This is a genomic window from Streptomyces sp. CT34 (assembly GCF_000805335.1).
Lineage (GTDB): Bacteria > Actinomycetota > Actinomycetes > Streptomycetales > Streptomycetaceae > Streptomyces.
In genome coordinates, this window is sequence record NZ_KN708638.1 from 461839 (window position 1) to 478381 (window position 16543).

The window sequence follows — 16543 nt, forward strand, 5'->3', positions numbered from 1 at the left end:
TTCCGGATCGGGGTGTGAGGGTGGTGACGGAAAGCTCAGGGCATGCCGGTGGACGGCGGGTCGGGAGTGCGTCGGTGGCGGTTCAGCGCTCGGGGTCGAGTCGGTGGAGGGTGGCGAGCACGTCGTCGAGCCAGGCGAGGGTCATCTGCTCGTACGCGATGCCGCCGCGCAGCACGACGTGCTGGAGCTCCTGCCCGGCGTCGAGCGTGGCGGGGGCCTCGGGGCCGGTGAAGTCCCGTCGCTCCCCGGCGAGATAGTGCGCGAGCCGGTCGGAGTGCGCCTGGTGGTGCCGCTCGACTTCACGGATCAGTGCGGCCGGGTCGTCGAAGGCCGCGCCGCGGATCTTCACGGCGAGTTCGTGCCGGACGCTCTCGGGTTCGATCGGCTCGTGGAGCCATGCGGAGAGCACGGCCCGGCCCGGTGCGGCCACCGAGTACTCCTTCTTGTCCGGTCGGGCCTGCTGCGGCACCTCTCGGACATCGATCCACCCGTCGCCCTCCATCCGCTTGAGGACGCGGTAGATCTGCTGATGGGTGGCGGTCCAGAAGTATCCGATGGACCGGTCGAACCGCCGGGCCAGCTCATAGCCGGAGCCCGGCTGCTCCAGCAGAGAGACGAGGATCGCGTGTTCGAGCGCCATACCTCGAATCTTCTATGCAACTCGTTGCATAGACAAGGGCGGGGCTCCCGGTGAGACGGGGCTCACCCGGGCCGCACAACGGCGGCATCCCATACCGCTCGACAACAACATAGGTTAGCCTTACCTAAGTTGTTGACCCTGCCTAAGTTGTTGCCTGTCTGAGCTCGACCGTCTGACCGGGAGAATCTGGATGCGTCCTCTCCGTGCTCGCCCCACCACGCCGACCTCCGCCGAGCGCGTCCGGTCGATCCTGGCCAGCGCCCACTCGATGACCGTGGTGACTGACGGAGTGCGCACGGAAGTGCGCCACCTCGACAACAAGACGGCGTTTGGCCATATCCACTTGCACGCACCGTCCGAAGACGCCGACGTGAAGCCGTCGACGCTCATCCCCATCCGGCTGGAACTCACCGACATCTCCCCCACTCCGGTGCGCGACCGCCTGCGGGCCCGGGTCACCATGACTGGCCTGTTGGCCGCCCCGTACAACACCGAGACGGCAGAGAGCACCTGTATGGAGTTCGGTCAGGCATTCCTGGACGGGCCGGACGGTCGCAGCCAGGTGACCTTCCAGGACCTGGAGGCGACGGAGCTCGATCCGATCGCGGCGAGCGAGGCCGGCATGCTGACGCATCTCCTTGACCAGCACAGCAAACTCATCCCCCTGCTGCTGCGCCTCGTCCACCCGCGACCCGAGCGCGGCATGACCCGCGCCCTGCCGGTGGCGATGGACCGCTACGGCCTGACCTTGCGCCTGGAATACCCTCACGCCCACCGCGACGTCCGACTGCCTTTCAAGACGACCGTCACGAACATCGACCAGGCCGGCCCGCAAGTACGAGCTCTGCTGGCCACTGCACGACGTGTCACCCATCGCAACCACCTGCTGACCTGACGGACCTGCTCGCCGGCCGGGCCGCCGGGGCGGTGCAGGAGGGTGAGCAGGAGAGCGATGGGAGGAGCGTGCCGGTGCTGCCGGCGAGGTGGCAGACCAGGGCGGGACGGACGTGGGTACCGCCGTGGCGCTCGGACAGGTACGCGAAGGTTGGGTCAGCTCCGGCAAGGTTTCGGCGTCCGCAGGCACGGCCGACCGCCTGAGTGGGGGCGGCGGGTCAGGCGCGTGCTGCGGCGGCGGCAGTGAGGTGTCCCAGGCAGGCAGGGGCCGATCATCCGGCACAGGCGGGGACGCGACGCCGGCGCGCGATCATGCCCAGAGCGACGTCCACGATCAGGAACCCGGCGAGCGAAATGCCGAGCAGCGGTACCGCCCAGCCCACCACCGCGACGACGAGTGCGGACGGAAGCAGTACCCGGAGCGGTATCCGCCGCCAGGCGCCGCGTGGGTTCGGACGCCCGAAGGACAGGGCGCGGTCGCGGGTGGGACGCCGTTGCCACCACATCACGTAACCCCAGACGACCAGGAAGATCAGCGCGAGGGCGAGCGCGGCCAGGGCGATCTGGTTGGCGATGCCGAAGAGGGTACCGGTGTGCAGGTCGATGCCGTAGCGGGTGAGTTTCGCCAGGACGGGATAGTCGGCGAACCGCGAGACGTCGGTGATCTTGCCGGTGGCCGGGTCGACGGCGACCGCGTCCTGCTTCTCGGGCCAGCTGCGCTGGACCTGCTTGACGACATAGGCCGTGTCGCTGTCCTTCGGCAGGTCGATCTCCACGGGATTCGACAGCCCCTCGGCACGGGCCGCCCTCAGCACCCTGTCGATGCCCACGTCCGACGGCGCGGACCCGTCCGACGCACCGCCCTGCTTCCCTTCCATCCCCGGCATGTCGGGCATCCCCGGCATCCCCGCCATCCCCGCCGTGCCGCCATGTTGGGTGTGGTCCCCGGCCACGGCTGTCGAGACGGCCGGCGTCGCCTGCCCCAGGGACTGGCGCAGTGCGCCGATGTTCGCCCCGGCGTAGGTGGACCAGGTCAGGCCGGTCGCGGACAGGAAGAACAGGCCGACCGCGGCCCACATCCCCACCGCGCCGTGCCACGAGAGCGTCCGGCGCCGTCCGGTGACGGTGCGGTCGGGCAGCACGAGCGCCCGCAGCGTGCGGTGTCTGCGCCTACGTGCGATCCACAGCGCGAGGCCGCCGCCGGCGACCACCCACAGCCAGCTGGCGGCCAGTTCGCTGTAGAGGCGCCCCTTCTCCCCCAGGTGCAGATCGCGATGCAGCTCGTCGAGCCAGGCGCGCAGCGGCAGCGCGCCGGTGGAGCCGTAGGTCTGCAGTGCGCCGCGGACATCGCCCGTGTACGGGTTGACGAAGACGGCGAGCTGGTGGTCATCGGGCACCCCCGGCACGCCGGAGAGCAGAACACGAGTGGTGTCCCCTGCTCGCGGCGCCGGGCGTACCGCGGCGACCTTCCCCTCCGGGTGTGCCCGGCGCGCGTCGGCGACCTGCTGCGACAGCGGCAGCGTGCGCGTACCGACGGGAACGTTCAACTCGTGTGCGTAGAGCACCTTCTCGGCCTGGAACGAGCCTGCGTAGAGCAGCCCGGTGACCGCGGCAACCAGGAGAAACGGCGCGACCAGAACACCGGCGTAGAAGTGCAGGCGCAGCACCAGAGGGCGCAGGACCGACCACCCGAACCGTTCGGATCGCCTTACGGGCGCTGCTGGTTGCTCGCCGGAGCCGACACCATCGGTGCTGTCCGGGGCATCGCCGGCATCGCTGGAACGGAGATATTGCTCGGTGGGCACGAAGGTGCTCCCTGGTCGGAGGTGATGTGGCCCGGTCCGCTGCCGTGCCGCTCCAGGGAGTCGGGGGAACGGAAGCCGGAGTTCCGGCGGTGTGCTGTGAGGTGACCCACAGGAAAGGGGCCGGGCCGGCGTCATCACCGACCGCTCGTACGACGAAGAGGACTGGCTTCGACACGGTCGGAGCCAGTCCTCTTCTGCTTCTACCCACGGCCCCCGATCCGCCGACCGGATCGGGGGCGATCGACGCCCCGACGGGTATCCGGCTATACCGGGCGCTCACCTGGGCAGTACGGGGGGGCGGCACCCAGCGGTTACTGCCTCTGCTGCTTGCCGGAGCGGCTTCGGGCCAGGCCGAGGCCGCCCGCGACCAAGCCGAGCACGCCGACCACCAGGCCCGCGATGCCGAGGCTGCGGGCGATCGAGTCACTCGCCTTCGCCGGCACGGTCGGGGAACCCTTCGGCGCCGCGCTCGGTTCATCGGAGGAGGTCGCGGCGGTCAGCTTCAGGGTGGGGGCGGGGTTTTCCGGCTCGGGTCGGCCGGGCCGCTTCGCCTCGATCCAGCGGACGACCTTGCCATTGGAGTAGGTCTGGAGGGCCTTGAAGGCCAACTGGTTGGTTCCGGTGGGCAGTTGTCCGAAGGCGACGGTGAAGTCCTGGTAGTTGCGGGGATCGATCTTGCCGCCGGTCCAGATGACTTCCGAGACGGCGTCGGTGATGTTTCCGTCGTCGGTCTTGATGGGGGTCTTGAGCTTGGTGGTCTTCACCTGCGCCGTCCAGTTCCCGACGGGCGTGACCAGGACGGACGGGATCGGATGGTCCATGGGAAGCGTGATGTCCACCTTGGTGGTGCTCGCGTCGTCCTCCTCGTTCGGCACCCGGAAGGTCAAGGTGCCGTCCGAGGCGCCCTGTGGATAACTGTCGGGGTGGACGGTGACATGGGCGAACGCGGCACCGGCACTGGCCAGCACTCCGGCGGTGGCCAGGGCGCCGACCACGGCGGCGCGGCGCAGCGCACACCGGGCGGCAGAACGTAGGGATGTCGCAGACATGCGATGACTCCGTACAGGTCGACCGGCGGGCGTAACAGCCGCCGGCGAAGCGGTGAGGTGGATCGCCGCACACCGGATCAGCGTGCGGCGTACGGAACCGCGCGAGGACGGCTCACTCGTACAGGGCCGGAGTGAGCCCCACCGCTGGCGGCCCCCGCCGCACCACCGCGTGCCGCAGCCGAAGCTGCCGCGTCCACCGCCCCTCCGCGGCTCTCCGTCCTGTCCGCCCGAGCGATGGCGGCGCCGGTGCTACGACGGCGCGCCACCAGGCCACAAGTCCCGGGACCAGCACCGCCACTTGACGCAGCAGGGACCACACGGCCGCCTCACCGCGGCGCAGCCACCATGACGCCACCAGCGAGGCCACGGCGTGTGCGGCCACCGCCTGACCGCTTTCGCGGTGCTGCGCCGCCATCGCCATCATCGGATGGTGCATGCCCGACATACCGGCCATCGCCATACCCGGCACAGGCGATCCCGACGGCCCGGCGCCCGCGCCCATGGACGCGGCATCGAAGAGGACATGGAGACCGACCTGCACGACGGCCATGACCCCGCAGATGCCCGCCAGTGATCGCTCCCGGCCGCCCAGCACGCACCCGAGACCGAAGACCACCGCAAACCCGACCCCGTCGGCCCACAAGGCGGGCGTCCGATGGCACGCGAGGCTGTGCCCGGCCGCACCCAGCGTGACGCACACCGTGGCGAACACGGCAGCCCGCAGGCTCCGGACCACCAGGGACGCACTCACGCGACGAGGTCCCTTCCCATCGATCGGGCGCAACCGTCCCAGAATGCTGCCCACGTCACTGCAACGCCAGGGCGCACGGCCGTTCACCCGCGCTCCGCTCCGAGTCCGTGCACCACGCCCAGGGCTTGCGACTACGGCGCGAAAGCGGTAGTCGGCCGTCAGGGCGGTGAGCTGCTTGCGATCTCAGCGTGACGACCGCCTGAACATTCCCCTCCGTGGCGTTCGTGCCGGCCGGAGAAGCGCGAGCGGTCGGCCGGCTGCGATCCGGTCGATCGGCGGCCGTGTGCCGGCCGGGAGAATGAACGCCTCCCGTCGGCGGGCGGGGTCCATGCCGCGGCCCGCGGCCACCGTCTCATTGTCGGCACACACATCTCACGATGTTCTTCGGTTGAGGTTCGCAGTATCCATCGGTGCCCTTCAGTCACGGAACGGGTGACCAGCAGGATCCGCGAGGACGCGCCAACTGCGGCGGCCTTCCGGGCGCTGTAGGGCGAGCCACATCAACCGCCACTGTGACGTGGGAATCTCACCAGGTGTCGACGGCGTCGATCTGCACCAGGTAGTAGCCCACCTCCTGCAGCGTCAGCCAGCACTCCCACAACTTCCGGGTAGACCCGTCGCCCCACGGATTGCCCAGGCAGACCCGGCCGCCGGCGGGGTCCGCATCCTTGATGAAGTAGGCGTGGTTCTGGACCAGTCGGCCGCCCGCGATCTGCGCGGCGTCGCCAGGGTCAGCGTTGGGTGCGGCGGCGGTGGTGGCGACGAGTGCCTGACCGCGCGACTTGCGGTTGGCGATCTCCTGGACGAGCCATGGCGAGTTGAGATCGACCTTCTGCCCCACGCGGCCGGTGATCAGGGTGAGCGCGGTGCTCGGGGGACCACCGTGGACGATGTCGTGGTAGTTGCCGTGGAACTGGGCGGCGGCCTTCTCGAAGTAGCCCGGCCAGCTCTCCGCGTAACGGGCATCCTCGGTGTGGCCCTTGGCACCCCAGAGCTTGCCGTGGCCGTACGGCAGGTCGGGCACCAGGGTGATGGCGACCGGGCTGCCCTCGTCGTAGAGGGTGACGGTGACGGTGCCGTTGGCCTCCTGCCGGAGGTGTCGCGGGGCGTGCTGCGGATTGGCCTGGAGCACGGCCTGCATGCTGGTCAGCAGCCAGCAGTCCCCGAAGTGGCCCTGGTCCATGTCCTGCCAGGACATCGCCTCGGTCGAGCCCGGGACCCACTGCCATTTCTCGGTGACGTACGCACCGTCCACCTGGGCGAACGGCCCCTCGGGCAGCACCCAGCCGTGGTCGTCGCAGTGGCACCCGCTGCACGCGGCGTCGAAGTCGGGCTGGCTGCACGACATCCCGGTGCCGATCAGCATCGCGCCGTACGGGCTGACGGTACGGAGCAGCCGGCTGAAGAGCTCCTGCTGCCGCCGCCAGTCATAGGCGGCCTCACCGTGCTCGTCCTCGACGTGGGTGAGGCGGTCCCAGCGGTCCAGGCCCTGCGTCCCGAACCGGCGGACCACCATGTCAAGTTCGGTGGGTGGCAGCGGCATCAGCAGGTTGCCGACCTGGTCGAGCAGCGAGCGGGCACTGTACTGCTGCTCGTCGGCGAACAGCACGTCCCATGCCTGGCGGCCGACCGCCTCCGCCCGCTGTGGGTTCGGTGGCGGACCGGGCGGCTGCCAGGGCAGTTCGACCACCGGATGGCCGCCCCGCACGTACTGGAGCCGGTCCAGGCTGACGCTGTCGCTGATCCCCTGCACCATGTCCACGGCGCCCATCAGCGCCTCACCGCCGGGAATGAACGGCGCGGCCATGTCGGCGACCTGACGCCAGTTATTGCGGTGGTAACCCACGTATTATCCCCCGTCCGTCTCCCAACTCAGCCAACGAGGGTACGCGGCCGGCTCGGCGGCCCTGCCACCACCCCTGCCCGGGGACCAACCCCACCGAACCCGGTCCGGCTCGACCGGTCGCCTGCGCAACTCCCCGGAAATCGGAGGTGGAAGGCGACCCGGGGGCAACGCCGCTCTGCGGCGCTCGTCGTACCCGGTTGCAGCGACCATCAGCTCACACCGCCGCTTGGGCCCTCCACCCTCCCGAATTCCCGTGCGGCCAGACCGAAGGCCAAACCGCCGAGCAGGAACCAGGGATTCCACAGCACCAGCGTCCACAGCCGCTGTTCCGGGCTTATGTCCACCTCCGGGCCGGCCGCGCCGGAGAGCAGCAGCACCTCGACGGCGACGCCGCGCAACAGCAGCACAGCGCAGGCACACCAACCAAGGAACCGGACCACCCGACCTGCTGGGCCACGAAGAGGCCGCGGCCGGGCGAGCAGCCGTCCCAGCACTCCGCCGACCAGGCACAGCATCCCCACGCCCCACAGGCCCAGCGCCACAAACCAACCGGGGCGTTCCTCGGCCAGGGGCCCCGCCGAGACACTCAGCCCCCAACTGCCGCCCAGCGCCCAGTAGAAATGCAGCAGGGCGAAGGCGACCGCCCATATACCGGCAATACGTCCCCACAACCCCGGCATTGATCTGTCCTGCGACTCTTCATGCATGGCCAGAAGCATGCCACTGTCCGGGCACGCAGCCGCCGGCATCGCGCCGCCACCGACCGGCAGAAACGGCCGTATCCGTGTCGCTGGGCGGGCCCGCGCGCGGCTGCCAGGTGTGCGGGAAGGTGGGGATCAGAGAACGCCCTGCGCAGCGAGCTCTCCGGCGAGGCGGGCAGTTGGCGCCCGGCATCGGCGACGGAAGCGACGTGGTCCAAGATGCCGGCCGTCTCGTCGTCTGCGGACTCGGCCGGCATGGCGGCGAAGCTCTCACCTCTCTCGGACGAGGTCGGTCGGGTCGATCGCGAGTGGACACATCGCGAAGTGGGTGTCGATCCCGTGCCAACGACATGCGCCACAGCGGTCCGGCATCCTCGTCACACATCAAACCGTGGCGCTCATCGCGCCGGGACGAACGCACGGAACAAGTGCCGGACCTGCCGGGCGGCCCTGGTGAATCTGCCCGCCCAGGTCCAGTCCCGTCACGGGGGGCCGGCCCAAGGGCGGGGTCTTGGTGATGAGCTGGGGGTGCCGAGCGGGCCTCCACGCCCCGGAAGGGTTGGTGGAGGCCCGCGCTGTCGCTGTCGGTGTCGGGTGACGGTCTCCGGCCGCTTCCCCACGGACCGCGGGCGTCGACCGCAGCCCGTCGGGCGCGTCCGCCTCCGTACGCGGCCTCAGCAAGTGAACAGCTCGAAGGGCACGGCGGGGCGGCCGTCGAACCGGGCGGACGCGGCGTGCAGGGTGCGGTTCAGAAACGACCGACAGTACTGCTCGGGGTCCTGGCCGGTGAGCGCTTCGATGTAGCTGCGGTGGGCCATCAGCGACCGGACGGCTCGCTGGTATCCGGGGCCCGCGTCGACCGCGTGCGTGGGCTTCGGCGAGCCGGCCACGGCCACGTAACGCACGCCGTTCCACGGTACGAGGCCGTCCTCGACGAGTTCGGGGAAGATCCAGCGGTTGCCCGCGTCGCCGACGGCGTCGAGGACGGCGCGGCCGACGGCCCGGTGGTCCGGCGTGTTCCAGGTGACGCCGCCCCAGGTGTCGTGGTGGTTGAGGGTCAGCACCAGTTCGGGGCGGTGGTGCCGGATGGCGGCGGCGAAGTCGCGGCGCAGCGCGGTGCCGTACTCGATGACGCCGTCGGGGTGGCCGAGGAACTCGACTGTGGTGACCCCCACGGCGGCGGCGCCGGCTCGCTGCTCCTGCTCGCGCAGGGGGCCGGCCTTGGCGGGTTCGACGGCGTCGATGCCGGCCTCGCCGAGGGTGGCGAGGACGTAGACGACGTCGCGGCCCGCGTCGGTCCAGGTGGCGATGGCGGCCGACACCCCGTATTCGAGGTCGTCGGGGTGGGCGACGATCGCGAGGGCGCGCTGCCAGTCGGTGGGCATCTCGGCCAGTTGCGCGGGTGCGCGGGAAGTCTCGGCCATCTCGGTCTCCTTCGTCCGCGGTACGGCAGCAGCGTAGGACCTGCCCGCCACAACGGGTCGGCTCTCGAACGGCGGGGGGCCCCCGCACGGCGGGGCGGCAGTGCCGGGGTCCTGTGTCTGGGGCACGTGGCCGGAGGCGGGCCGTGCGTCACCTCACCGCTCGGCGACGGCTTCCAACGGGCTGAGGGCGGCAGCCCGGCGGGCCGGGACGGCTGCCGCGACCACGCCGATCGCGAGGGAGCCCAGGCACACGAGCAGCAGCGTTCCCCAGGGCAGCGCCAGGGAGTACTGCTCCATCGCGCCGTTGGCCAGTGCGCCGACCGCCCACGCGCCGAACAGTCCGCCCGCCAGGCCGAGCAGTGTGCCGAACGCGGCGACGGTCACCGACTCCAGGCGGATCATTCGCCGGATGTCGGAGCGGTGCATGCCGATGGCGCGCAGCACACCGATCTCGCGGGTGCGTTCCGAGACCGACATGGCCAGGGTGTTGACGATGCCGAGCGAGGCGATCACCACGCCGATGGCGAGCAGTCCGTACATCAGGGTGAGCAGGTTGCTCATGGTGCCGGCGGCCTCGTGGACGAGTTGCGCCCGGTCCTGGACGGTCAGCAGCGGGTTATCGCCCACAGCGGTGCGCAGCCGGGTCTCGGTGGTCCGGGAGGTGGTGCCGTTGTCGGTGCGGACCAGGATCCGCTGAACGGAGTGGGGCGTGATGCTGTTCTTCTGTACGTCGGTTCGGGCGCCCAGGGCGTCGTGGGCGATGGGGTTGTCCTTGTAGACGCCGGCGACGGTGTACTGCTTGAGGTCCTGGCCGCGGCCGATGGCGGCGTTGAGTCGGCTGCCGGCGTGCAGGCCCTGTTCCCGGGCGAGGGTGGTGGAGACGGCGATCCGGCCCGGGCCGAGGTCGTGTGGGGAGCCGCTGACGAAGTCGAGCTTCATGACGGCGTTGACGGTGGTGGGGTCGATGCCGGAGATCTGCCGGACATGGCCGCCGGTGAACAGGGTGGAGTCGGCGACGGCCGTCGCGGTCCGTACTCCGGAGGTGTCGGCGACCCGTTGTACGGCGGCGGGGTCGATGCGGATCGTGGGGGTACGGGTGCTGATCACGTAGTCGGCGCCGAGGCCGGCGGCGGCCTGGCGGTCGAGGGCCTGCCCGGTGGAGTTGCCGATGACGGCGAGTCCGGCGACCAGTGCGGTGCTGACCATCAGGGCGGAGGCGGTGGCGGCGGTGCGCCGCGGGTCGCGCAGTGCGTTCTCGCGGGCGAGCCGGCCGGTGATGCCGAAGCGGCGGGTCAGCCGGCCGGTCAGCTTGATCACGGGGGCGGCGAGCAGCGGTGCGAGCGCGATCAGGGCGATGACGAGGAGGGCACAACCGAGCATCGCGCTCTGCAGGTTCCCGACCGAGGCGTCCTTCGCCCCGGTGAGCGAGATCAGCAGCCCTGCGCCGAGGGCGAGCAGGACCAGCCCCACCACGCCTCGAATCCGGGATCGGGTGGTGGAGGGCGGCTGTTCGGCCGAGCGCATCGCTTCGACGGGTGCGACCTTGGCTGCCCGGCGGGAGGGCAGCCACGCGGCGAGCACGGTGACGCCCACGCCGACACCGAGCGCTGCCACGATGGGGCGCGGTCCGATGACGAGGGGACCGTGGGGCAGGGTGTCCTGTGCGGTGCCCAGGATGTCGGGCAGTACGGCGGCGATGCCGAGGCCCAGCAGGAATCCGGCCGCCGATGCGGCGAGGCCGAGCAGGGCGGCCTCCCAGAGGACGGAGCGGACCACCTGGCGGCGTGTGGCGCCGATCGCCCGGAGCAGCGCGATCTCGCGGGTGCGCCGGGACACCAGCATGGTGAAGGTGTTGACGATCAGGAACGAGCCGATGAACAGCGAGACCCCGGCGAAGACCAGGGGCAGCTTCGTGTAGCCCCGGGTCAGGGTGTCGACGTAGGTGGCCTGCTGGGCGGCTTGGGCGGCGCCGCTGGTGGCCTCGGCCCGGTCGGCCGGGAGCATGGCGGTGACCCGGTCGGAGAGGGTGAACTGGTCGGTGCCGGGTGCGGCGGACAGGTCGATCCCGGTGTAGTGGCCCGGGGAGGCGAACAGCCGCTGGGCGGTCGCCTTGTCGAACAGGGCGAGGGTGCCGCCGGCGGTCACCCGGGTGTCCTTGGTGGTGACGATGCCGACGAGCCGCTTGGTCATGACCGGACCGTCGGTGGCCAGCGTGACCTTGTCCCCGATGCCGAAGTGGCCGGCGGCTGCGGTGGTGCTGTCCACGGCGAGTTCGTCGCCGTTGCGGGGGGCGTGGCCCTTGACGAGGGGGTAGCGGCTGTCCTTGCCGTCCTGGCCCGGTACGTAGCCGGCGGCCAGGTTCGCCCATGCCTTACCGGCCCGCAGCGGGGTGCCGTCGGCGGCGTTCAGGATGGCGGAGCCGTCGACCGATGGTCGGACGGTGGCGACGCCGGGGACGTCGGTGAGTTTCCGGGCGAGGGCGTCGTCGAGCACGCCGGTGGGCTGGTTCTCGGTGGCCCCGGGCGGGGGGTCCTTCGGGGTCACGGTGACCGCGGTGTCGGCGAAGTTCTTCGACGCGGCGGCGCGGTAGGCCGCGGCGGAGGAGTCCGCGAAGACGAGGGTGCCGCAGACGAACGCGACACCCAGGCCGACCGCCAGGACGGTCATGACCAGACGGGCCTTGTGCGCCAGGACGTTGCGCAGAGCTGTTCTCAGCATGGCGGAGCTTTCGGGAGTCCGGAAGGTACGGGAGAGGTGCGGCGCGCGAGCACCGGGGGGTCCGGGTGGGGATGTCGGTCAGGGCGAGCAGCGCCGGGTGCGGACCGGGACCGGTCGCGCTCAGGGCGTGTGGTCCTGGGCCTCGAACTGGTGCATCCAGTCGAGGACACGGTCGGAGGTCGGCTCGTGCAGTTCGTCGACGACGCGGCCGTCGGCGAGGAACACCACTCGGTCCGCGTATCCGGCTGCCACCGGGTCGTGGGTGACCATCACCACCGTCTGTCCCAGCTCGCGCACCGAGTCGCGCAGGAAGCCGAGGATCTCGGCGCCGGATCGCGAGTCGAGGTTGCCGGTCGGCTCGTCGGCGAAGATGATCTCGGGCCGGGAAACCAGCGCGCGGGCCACCGCGACCCGCTGCTGCTGGCCGCCGGACAGCTCCGCGGGCCGGTGGCCGAGCCGGCCGGCCAGCCCGACGGTGGCGACGACGGTCTCCAACCAGGCCGCATCGGGCTGCTGTCCGGCGAACCGCAGCGGCAGCGTGATGTTCTCCAGCGCCGTGAGTGTCGGCAGCAGGTTGAAGCCCTGGAACACGAACCCGACCTTTTCCCTGCGCAGTTGGGTCAGTTCCCGCTCGCTCAGGGTCGACAGTTCGATGCCGCCGATGCGGGCCGAACCGGAGGTCACCGGGACCAGTCCGGCCAGGCAGTGCATCAGGGTGGACTTGCCGGAGCCGGACGGCCCCATCACGGCGGTGAACCGGCTCCGTGCGAACTCGACGAACACCTCGTCCAGGGCGGTGACCCGGGTCTGTCCCGCCCCGTACGCCTTGGTCAGGCCCGTGGCTCGCGCGGCCGGTTCGGGAACGGGATGGCTGGGGGCAGGGAACATCTGCGACATGGGTACTCCGCCTGGGATGCGACGGCCCGCGAGAAGTGCGGCGGACCTGGGGACACATCCATCCTCACGGCCCTCACCTGCGGAAACATCGCTCTGAGGGCGGGACTTGGCGTCTGTCCAAGGGAAGTGTTCGCCCTGGCCTTCTCTGCCTTTGGGCAGAGTCCTCGGCGGACGGTGCTCTGCCTTTTGGGGACGGGCAGGCTATGGAGAGACGCGGGCCGAGCAGGGATGCGGGCCGGGGCGGGCTCCTCTGCCTGTTCCCGTCACCCGCCGGTCCCCGTCAGGACGTCAGGCCCATCTGGTGGGCCAGGAGCGCCGCCTGGACCCGGCTGGCCGAGCCGGTCTTGTCGAGGATCGCGCCGACATGGGTCTTGACCGTGCCGATCCCGATGCCGAGCCGTCCGGCGATGTCCTGGTTGGACAGTCCTTCGCCGAGCATCGCGAGGACCTCCCGCTCCCGGGCGGTGAGCCCGGCGATGCGGTCCTCTCCGGGTGCCGTGGCGGGTTCGCCGACGCGGAGCATCCGGGCGATGACCGTGCCGGTCACGCCTGGGGAGAGCACGGCGTCACCGGCGGCGGCCGCCCGCACCGCGCTGATCAGCTCCTGCGGGCCCTCGTCCTTCAGCAGGAAGCCCGTAGCGCCTTCCCGCAGGGCCCGGATGACGTTGTCCTCCTCGCCGAACGTCGTCAGCATGACGATCCGCGGCGCGGGATCAAGGGCGAGCAGCGGTGCGATCGCGGCCAGGCCGTCGCACACCGGCATCCGGATGTCCACCAGCGCCACGTCGGGGCGGTGGGCGGCGGCCAGCTCGACGGCCCGCCGCCCGTCCGCGGCCTCGGCGACGACGTCGATGCCGTCGGCGTGCCGGAGGATCAGGCGGACACCGTGGCGGACCATCGTCTCGTCGTCGACGAGCAGTACGCGGATCGGCTCGGAGGGCTCGGTCACGGGGTCTCCCAGGGTGCGGCGTCCCGGACCGACGGGACGGTGAAACGGTCGATGGCGATCAGACGCTGCGAGGCGTCGAAGCAGTAGCGGGCGACCGTCAGGCCGCCGGGGCGGCTCTCCGTCGCGCCGTTGAACGGATAGATGCAACCGGCCGCACCGGCGGGGCGGGGCGGCTCGTGGCCGGTGGCCGCGGCCCGGACCGCGGCATTGTCCAGTACGCCCGTTCCCGCCACTTCCTGATAGGTCATGCCGAGGCGGGGCAGCGGCGGCGGCCCGGCAGGCCCATGAGGCCGCGCGGCATACACGAAGCCGACGCCGAGGACCATCAGCACGCACAGCGCCACCAGCCCGAAGGCCAGCGTCACCGCCTCGACGGTCCGACGAACGGCCGGAGCAGGCCGGTCACCTCCCATGTACTGCCTCACCGCTGACGGCACGTCGTCTCCCGCCGTCCCGGGCGCAGCAGATCCCGCGCCGGGCCGCTCCAGGACGACGGCATCTCCGGGCTCGGCCGGCAAGCGCGCCTCCACCAGGAACCCCCCGGACGGCAGCGGGCCGGCAGCGAACGTTCCACCGAGCAGTTCCACCCGCTCCCGCAGACCCAGCAGACCGCGACCGGTGCCCCTGCCCTCGACCGAGAGCTGAGCGATCGGCGGAGCGCCGTTGCGGACCGTGACCCGCACCTCCTCCTCGCTGTGCACGACCGTGACGGCGACGTGCGCCGCACTCGCGTACCGGTGCACGTTGGTCAGGGCCTCCCGCACCACCCGCTGCACGGCGCGGCGTACCCGCGCCGGGCGGATGTCGAGGTCAGGGCCCGTCCAGTCGAGCCGTACGGCGATCCCTCCGTCGCGGGACTGTGCCACCAGCGTCTCGATGTCGGCGCGGGAGCCGGTCGCATCCGTGAGCATGTCGGGTCCGGTGTCCCGGCCGCGCGGACCGAGCACCCCGAGGGCCTGCCGCAGTTCGCGCATCGCGTCCCGGGTGGCCTGCCGCACCAGGACCGCCTCCTCGCGCAGTTCGGGGGCGGCTTGGGCCAAGGCCAGTTCCAGTCCGCCGGTGTGCAGCGAGACGAGACTGAGCCGGTGGCCGACCAGATCGTGCATCTCGGCGGCGATACGGGACCGCTCGTGCATGCGTGCCTCGCTGTCGGCGAGCCGGCGGGCTCGTTCGGCCGCGTCGCCGCGTTCGCGCAGCGCCCGCATCAGGCGGCTCTGCTGCCCGTACGCGGTGCCGACCAGGCCGGGGACGATCACCGTGGTCGGTACCAGAACCAAGCCGAGCGCCAGCCCGTACAGCATCCGTCCGGGGCCGGCCCAGGGCGCGGCCACCGTGGCGGATACCACGACCAGTGCGCCGGCCGTGCCCAGCAGCCAGGTCAGCCGGCGGGCCGGGACCGCCCGGCGGGCCACCGCGTACGCGGTGGCCGCGGTGATCGGCCCGAGACAGGGCGCGGGCCCGGTCAGCACCGCGAGCGTGAGGAGCACAGCTCCGGGAAAGCGGCGGCGCAGCGGGAAGAGCACGGCACCGGCGGCGATCACCGGCAACTGGAATCCGGGGTGCGGCAGGTACCCAAGCCATGTGACCGCCGCAAACACACCCAGGGAGGCCAGCACCACGCCGACCGTCTCCGCCCCCGCGCGCCCGGCCCTGCCCCACATCGTTCCGGCGGGCAGACGGGATCGGACGAAGCGGTTGAAGGAGCTGGCGAGAGGCACGGTGTCCAGTATCGGCGTCCGGCAGCCACGGAGGCGTGCGCCTCACGGGGGATCCACCGCTCTACCGAAAGGCAGAGACGCACCGGCAGGCCGCTCGGAGCCTCAGCCCCCGTGCGACGTCCACGGGGCGCTACGGCCGCCGCTCCCCACTCCCACTCCCCCGCCACCGCCGCCACCACCGATACGCAGCTTCCCGAAAGGGCCCCTCCTTGACTGTGGTGAGGCCGACTCAGGAGCCGGGATAGCCTTCGGATGCCATGTGCTACAGGATGTCAGGGAGTGAAATTGAGTTACGACATAGCGTCGCGGCCCTCCGCCCGGCGTCAGGGGAAGTACGGGGTGGACGCCCCCTACGTTCCGGCAATCTACGGAGCCGCGGGCACCGCGCTGCTGGCCTGGGGCGTCATCGCCCTGGCCCTGGGCATTCCCGCCGCCGCGCCCTGGGCGTTCTCCTACGGCTGTCTGGCCCTCATGGCCGCGGGACTGTACATGTACGCCACCCGGCGCGGAAAGTTCGTCGTGTGGGACAAGCTCCTCGACGATCTGGCGCTGCGTGGCGACGAGAGCATCCTCGATCTGGGCTGCGGCCGGGGCGCGGTGCTCCTGACGGCTGCCCGCCGCCTGCCCGAAGGCCGTGCCCACGGTGTCGACCTGTGGCGCAGTCAGGATCAGAGCGGCAACGACCCCGCTGTCACCGAGCGCAACGCGCAGGCAGAAGGTGTGGCCGACCGCATCGAGCTGCACACCGCCGACATGACCCGACTTCCTTTCGAGGACGGCACGTTCGACGCCGTGGTCAGCAGCCTGGCGATCCACAACATCTCCGACTCCGCCGGCCGTACGACGGCAATCGAGGAAGCGGTACGCGTGCTCAGGCCCGGCGGCCGACTCGTCATCGCCGATATCCGCAACACCCGCCGGTACCACGCTGATCTGCAACGGCTCGGACTGCACAGCATCACCCGCCGCGGCGTGGGAGCACGGATGTGGTGGACCGGCCCCTGGATGCCGACCACCGTCGTGTCCGGCACCAAGCCGACGTGACCCACCCCTTCCTCGCCTCTCCGGCGCCCCCTCTGGCCCGTCACCACGACGGAGTAACGGAGCGTAACCGTCATGTTACTGTCCCGTTATCAGCGGTGATCCCGGGA

Annotated in this window: 13 protein-coding genes; 2 read left to right on the forward strand and 11 right to left on the reverse strand. The window is 71.1% G+C overall.

All coding sequences use genetic code 11. From position 1 onward, the window contains the following. Positions 1 to 82 precede the first annotated feature (82 nt). Entirely contained in the window at positions 83 to 640 is a 558-nt protein-coding gene (locus RZ84_RS02060) for a PadR family transcriptional regulator (protein ID WP_043262852.1), read from the reverse strand. Between the two features lie 190 nt (positions 641 to 830). Here RZ84_RS02060 and RZ84_RS02065 point away from each other — a divergent pair, with 190 nt between their 5' ends. Beyond that, the gene (locus RZ84_RS02065) at positions 831 to 1535 is read left to right on the forward strand and encodes a DUF2470 domain-containing protein (protein WP_043262853.1); all 705 of its coding nucleotides are present in this window, start codon (positions 831 to 833) and stop codon (positions 1533 to 1535) included. A 271-nt stretch (positions 1536 to 1806) separates the two neighbouring features. Here RZ84_RS02065 and RZ84_RS02070 read toward each other — a convergent pair whose 3' ends face one another. The 10 genes from RZ84_RS02070 to RZ84_RS02115 all read right to left on the reverse strand — a co-directional run bounded on the left by RZ84_RS02070 (position 1807) and on the right by RZ84_RS02115 (position 15392). After that, on the reverse strand, positions 1807 to 3339 hold the full coding sequence (locus RZ84_RS02070) for a PepSY-associated TM helix domain-containing protein (protein ID WP_043262854.1): 1533 nt from the start codon (positions 3337 to 3339) through the stop codon (positions 1807 to 1809). Between the two features lie 311 nt (positions 3340 to 3650). Next, positions 3651 to 4388 (reverse strand): YcnI family copper-binding membrane protein, encoded by a 738-nt coding sequence (locus tag RZ84_RS02075; protein ID WP_043262855.1) that lies wholly within the window; start codon positions 4386 to 4388, stop codon positions 3651 to 3653. Positions 4389 to 4500: 112 nt separating this feature from the next. Beyond that, positions 4501 to 5139, reverse strand: a complete 639-nt coding sequence (locus tag RZ84_RS02080) for a hypothetical protein (RefSeq protein ID WP_043262856.1) — start codon at positions 5137 to 5139, stop codon at positions 4501 to 4503. Positions 5140 to 5665: 526 nt separating this feature from the next. Beyond that, complete coding sequence (locus RZ84_RS02085) at positions 5666 to 6985, reverse strand: C2 family cysteine protease (RefSeq protein WP_043262857.1); 1320 nt, start codon at positions 6983 to 6985, stop codon at positions 5666 to 5668. A gap of 209 nt (positions 6986 to 7194) precedes the next feature. Continuing rightward, on the reverse strand, positions 7195 to 7692 hold the full coding sequence (locus RZ84_RS02090) for a DUF3995 domain-containing protein (RefSeq protein WP_078894515.1): 498 nt from the start codon (positions 7690 to 7692) through the stop codon (positions 7195 to 7197). 668 nt (positions 7693 to 8360) lie between these two features. Next, on the reverse strand, positions 8361 to 9110 hold the full coding sequence (locus RZ84_RS02095; protein WP_043262859.1) for a PIG-L deacetylase family protein: 750 nt from the start codon (positions 9108 to 9110) through the stop codon (positions 8361 to 8363). 153 nt (positions 9111 to 9263) lie between these two features. Continuing rightward, a complete protein-coding gene (locus RZ84_RS02100) occupies positions 9264 to 11828 on the reverse strand; it encodes an ABC transporter permease (RefSeq protein WP_043262860.1) in 2565 nt (854 codons plus the stop codon). A gap of 120 nt (positions 11829 to 11948) precedes the next feature. Beyond that, positions 11949 to 12725 (reverse strand): ABC transporter ATP-binding protein, encoded by a 777-nt coding sequence (locus tag RZ84_RS02105; protein ID WP_052229702.1) that lies wholly within the window; start codon positions 12723 to 12725, stop codon positions 11949 to 11951. 280 nt (positions 12726 to 13005) lie between these two features. Then, positions 13006 to 13674: a response regulator gene (locus tag RZ84_RS02110; RefSeq protein WP_043262861.1), complete on the reverse strand. Its 669-nt coding sequence runs from the start codon at positions 13672 to 13674 to the stop codon at positions 13006 to 13008. Further along, positions 13671 to 15392, reverse strand: coding sequence for a sensor histidine kinase (locus RZ84_RS02115; protein WP_241777514.1), 1722 nt, complete (start codon positions 15390 to 15392; stop codon positions 13671 to 13673). Before RZ84_RS02115 ends, RZ84_RS02110 begins: the two co-directional genes overlap by 4 nt. 285 nt (positions 15393 to 15677) lie before the next feature. On the opposite strand from RZ84_RS02115, the gene RZ84_RS02120 reads away from it, so the two are divergent. Beyond that, positions 15678 to 16436 (forward strand): class I SAM-dependent methyltransferase, encoded by a 759-nt coding sequence (locus RZ84_RS02120; RefSeq protein WP_052230395.1) that lies wholly within the window; start codon positions 15678 to 15680, stop codon positions 16434 to 16436. Positions 16437 to 16543: the final 107 nt, after the last annotated feature.

Excerpts from the sequence above, each read along its gene's own strand:
- RZ84_RS02060 (WP_043262852.1), bottom strand. The coding sequence starts at position 640 with ATGGCGCTCGAACACGCGATCCTCGTCTCTCTGCTGGAGCAGCCGGGC.
- RZ84_RS02100 (WP_043262860.1), bottom strand. The coding sequence starts at position 11,828 with ATGCTGAGAACAGCTCTGCGCAACGTCCTGGCGCACAAGGCCCGTCTG.
- RZ84_RS02090 (WP_078894515.1), bottom strand. The coding sequence starts at position 7,692 with ATGCATGAAGAGTCGCAGGACAGATCAATGCCGGGGTTGTGGGGACGT.
- RZ84_RS02095 (WP_043262859.1), bottom strand. The coding sequence starts at position 9,110 with ATGGCCGAGACTTCCCGCGCACCCGCGCAACTGGCCGAGATGCCCACC.
- RZ84_RS02075 (WP_043262855.1), bottom strand. The coding sequence starts at position 4,388 with ATGTCTGCGACATCCCTACGTTCTGCCGCCCGGTGTGCGCTGCGCCGC.
- RZ84_RS02105 (WP_052229702.1), bottom strand. The coding sequence starts at position 12,725 with ATGTCGCAGATGTTCCCTGCCCCCAGCCATCCCGTTCCCGAACCGGCC.
- RZ84_RS02065 (WP_043262853.1), top strand. The coding sequence starts at position 831 with ATGCGTCCTCTCCGTGCTCGCCCCACCACGCCGACCTCCGCCGAGCGC.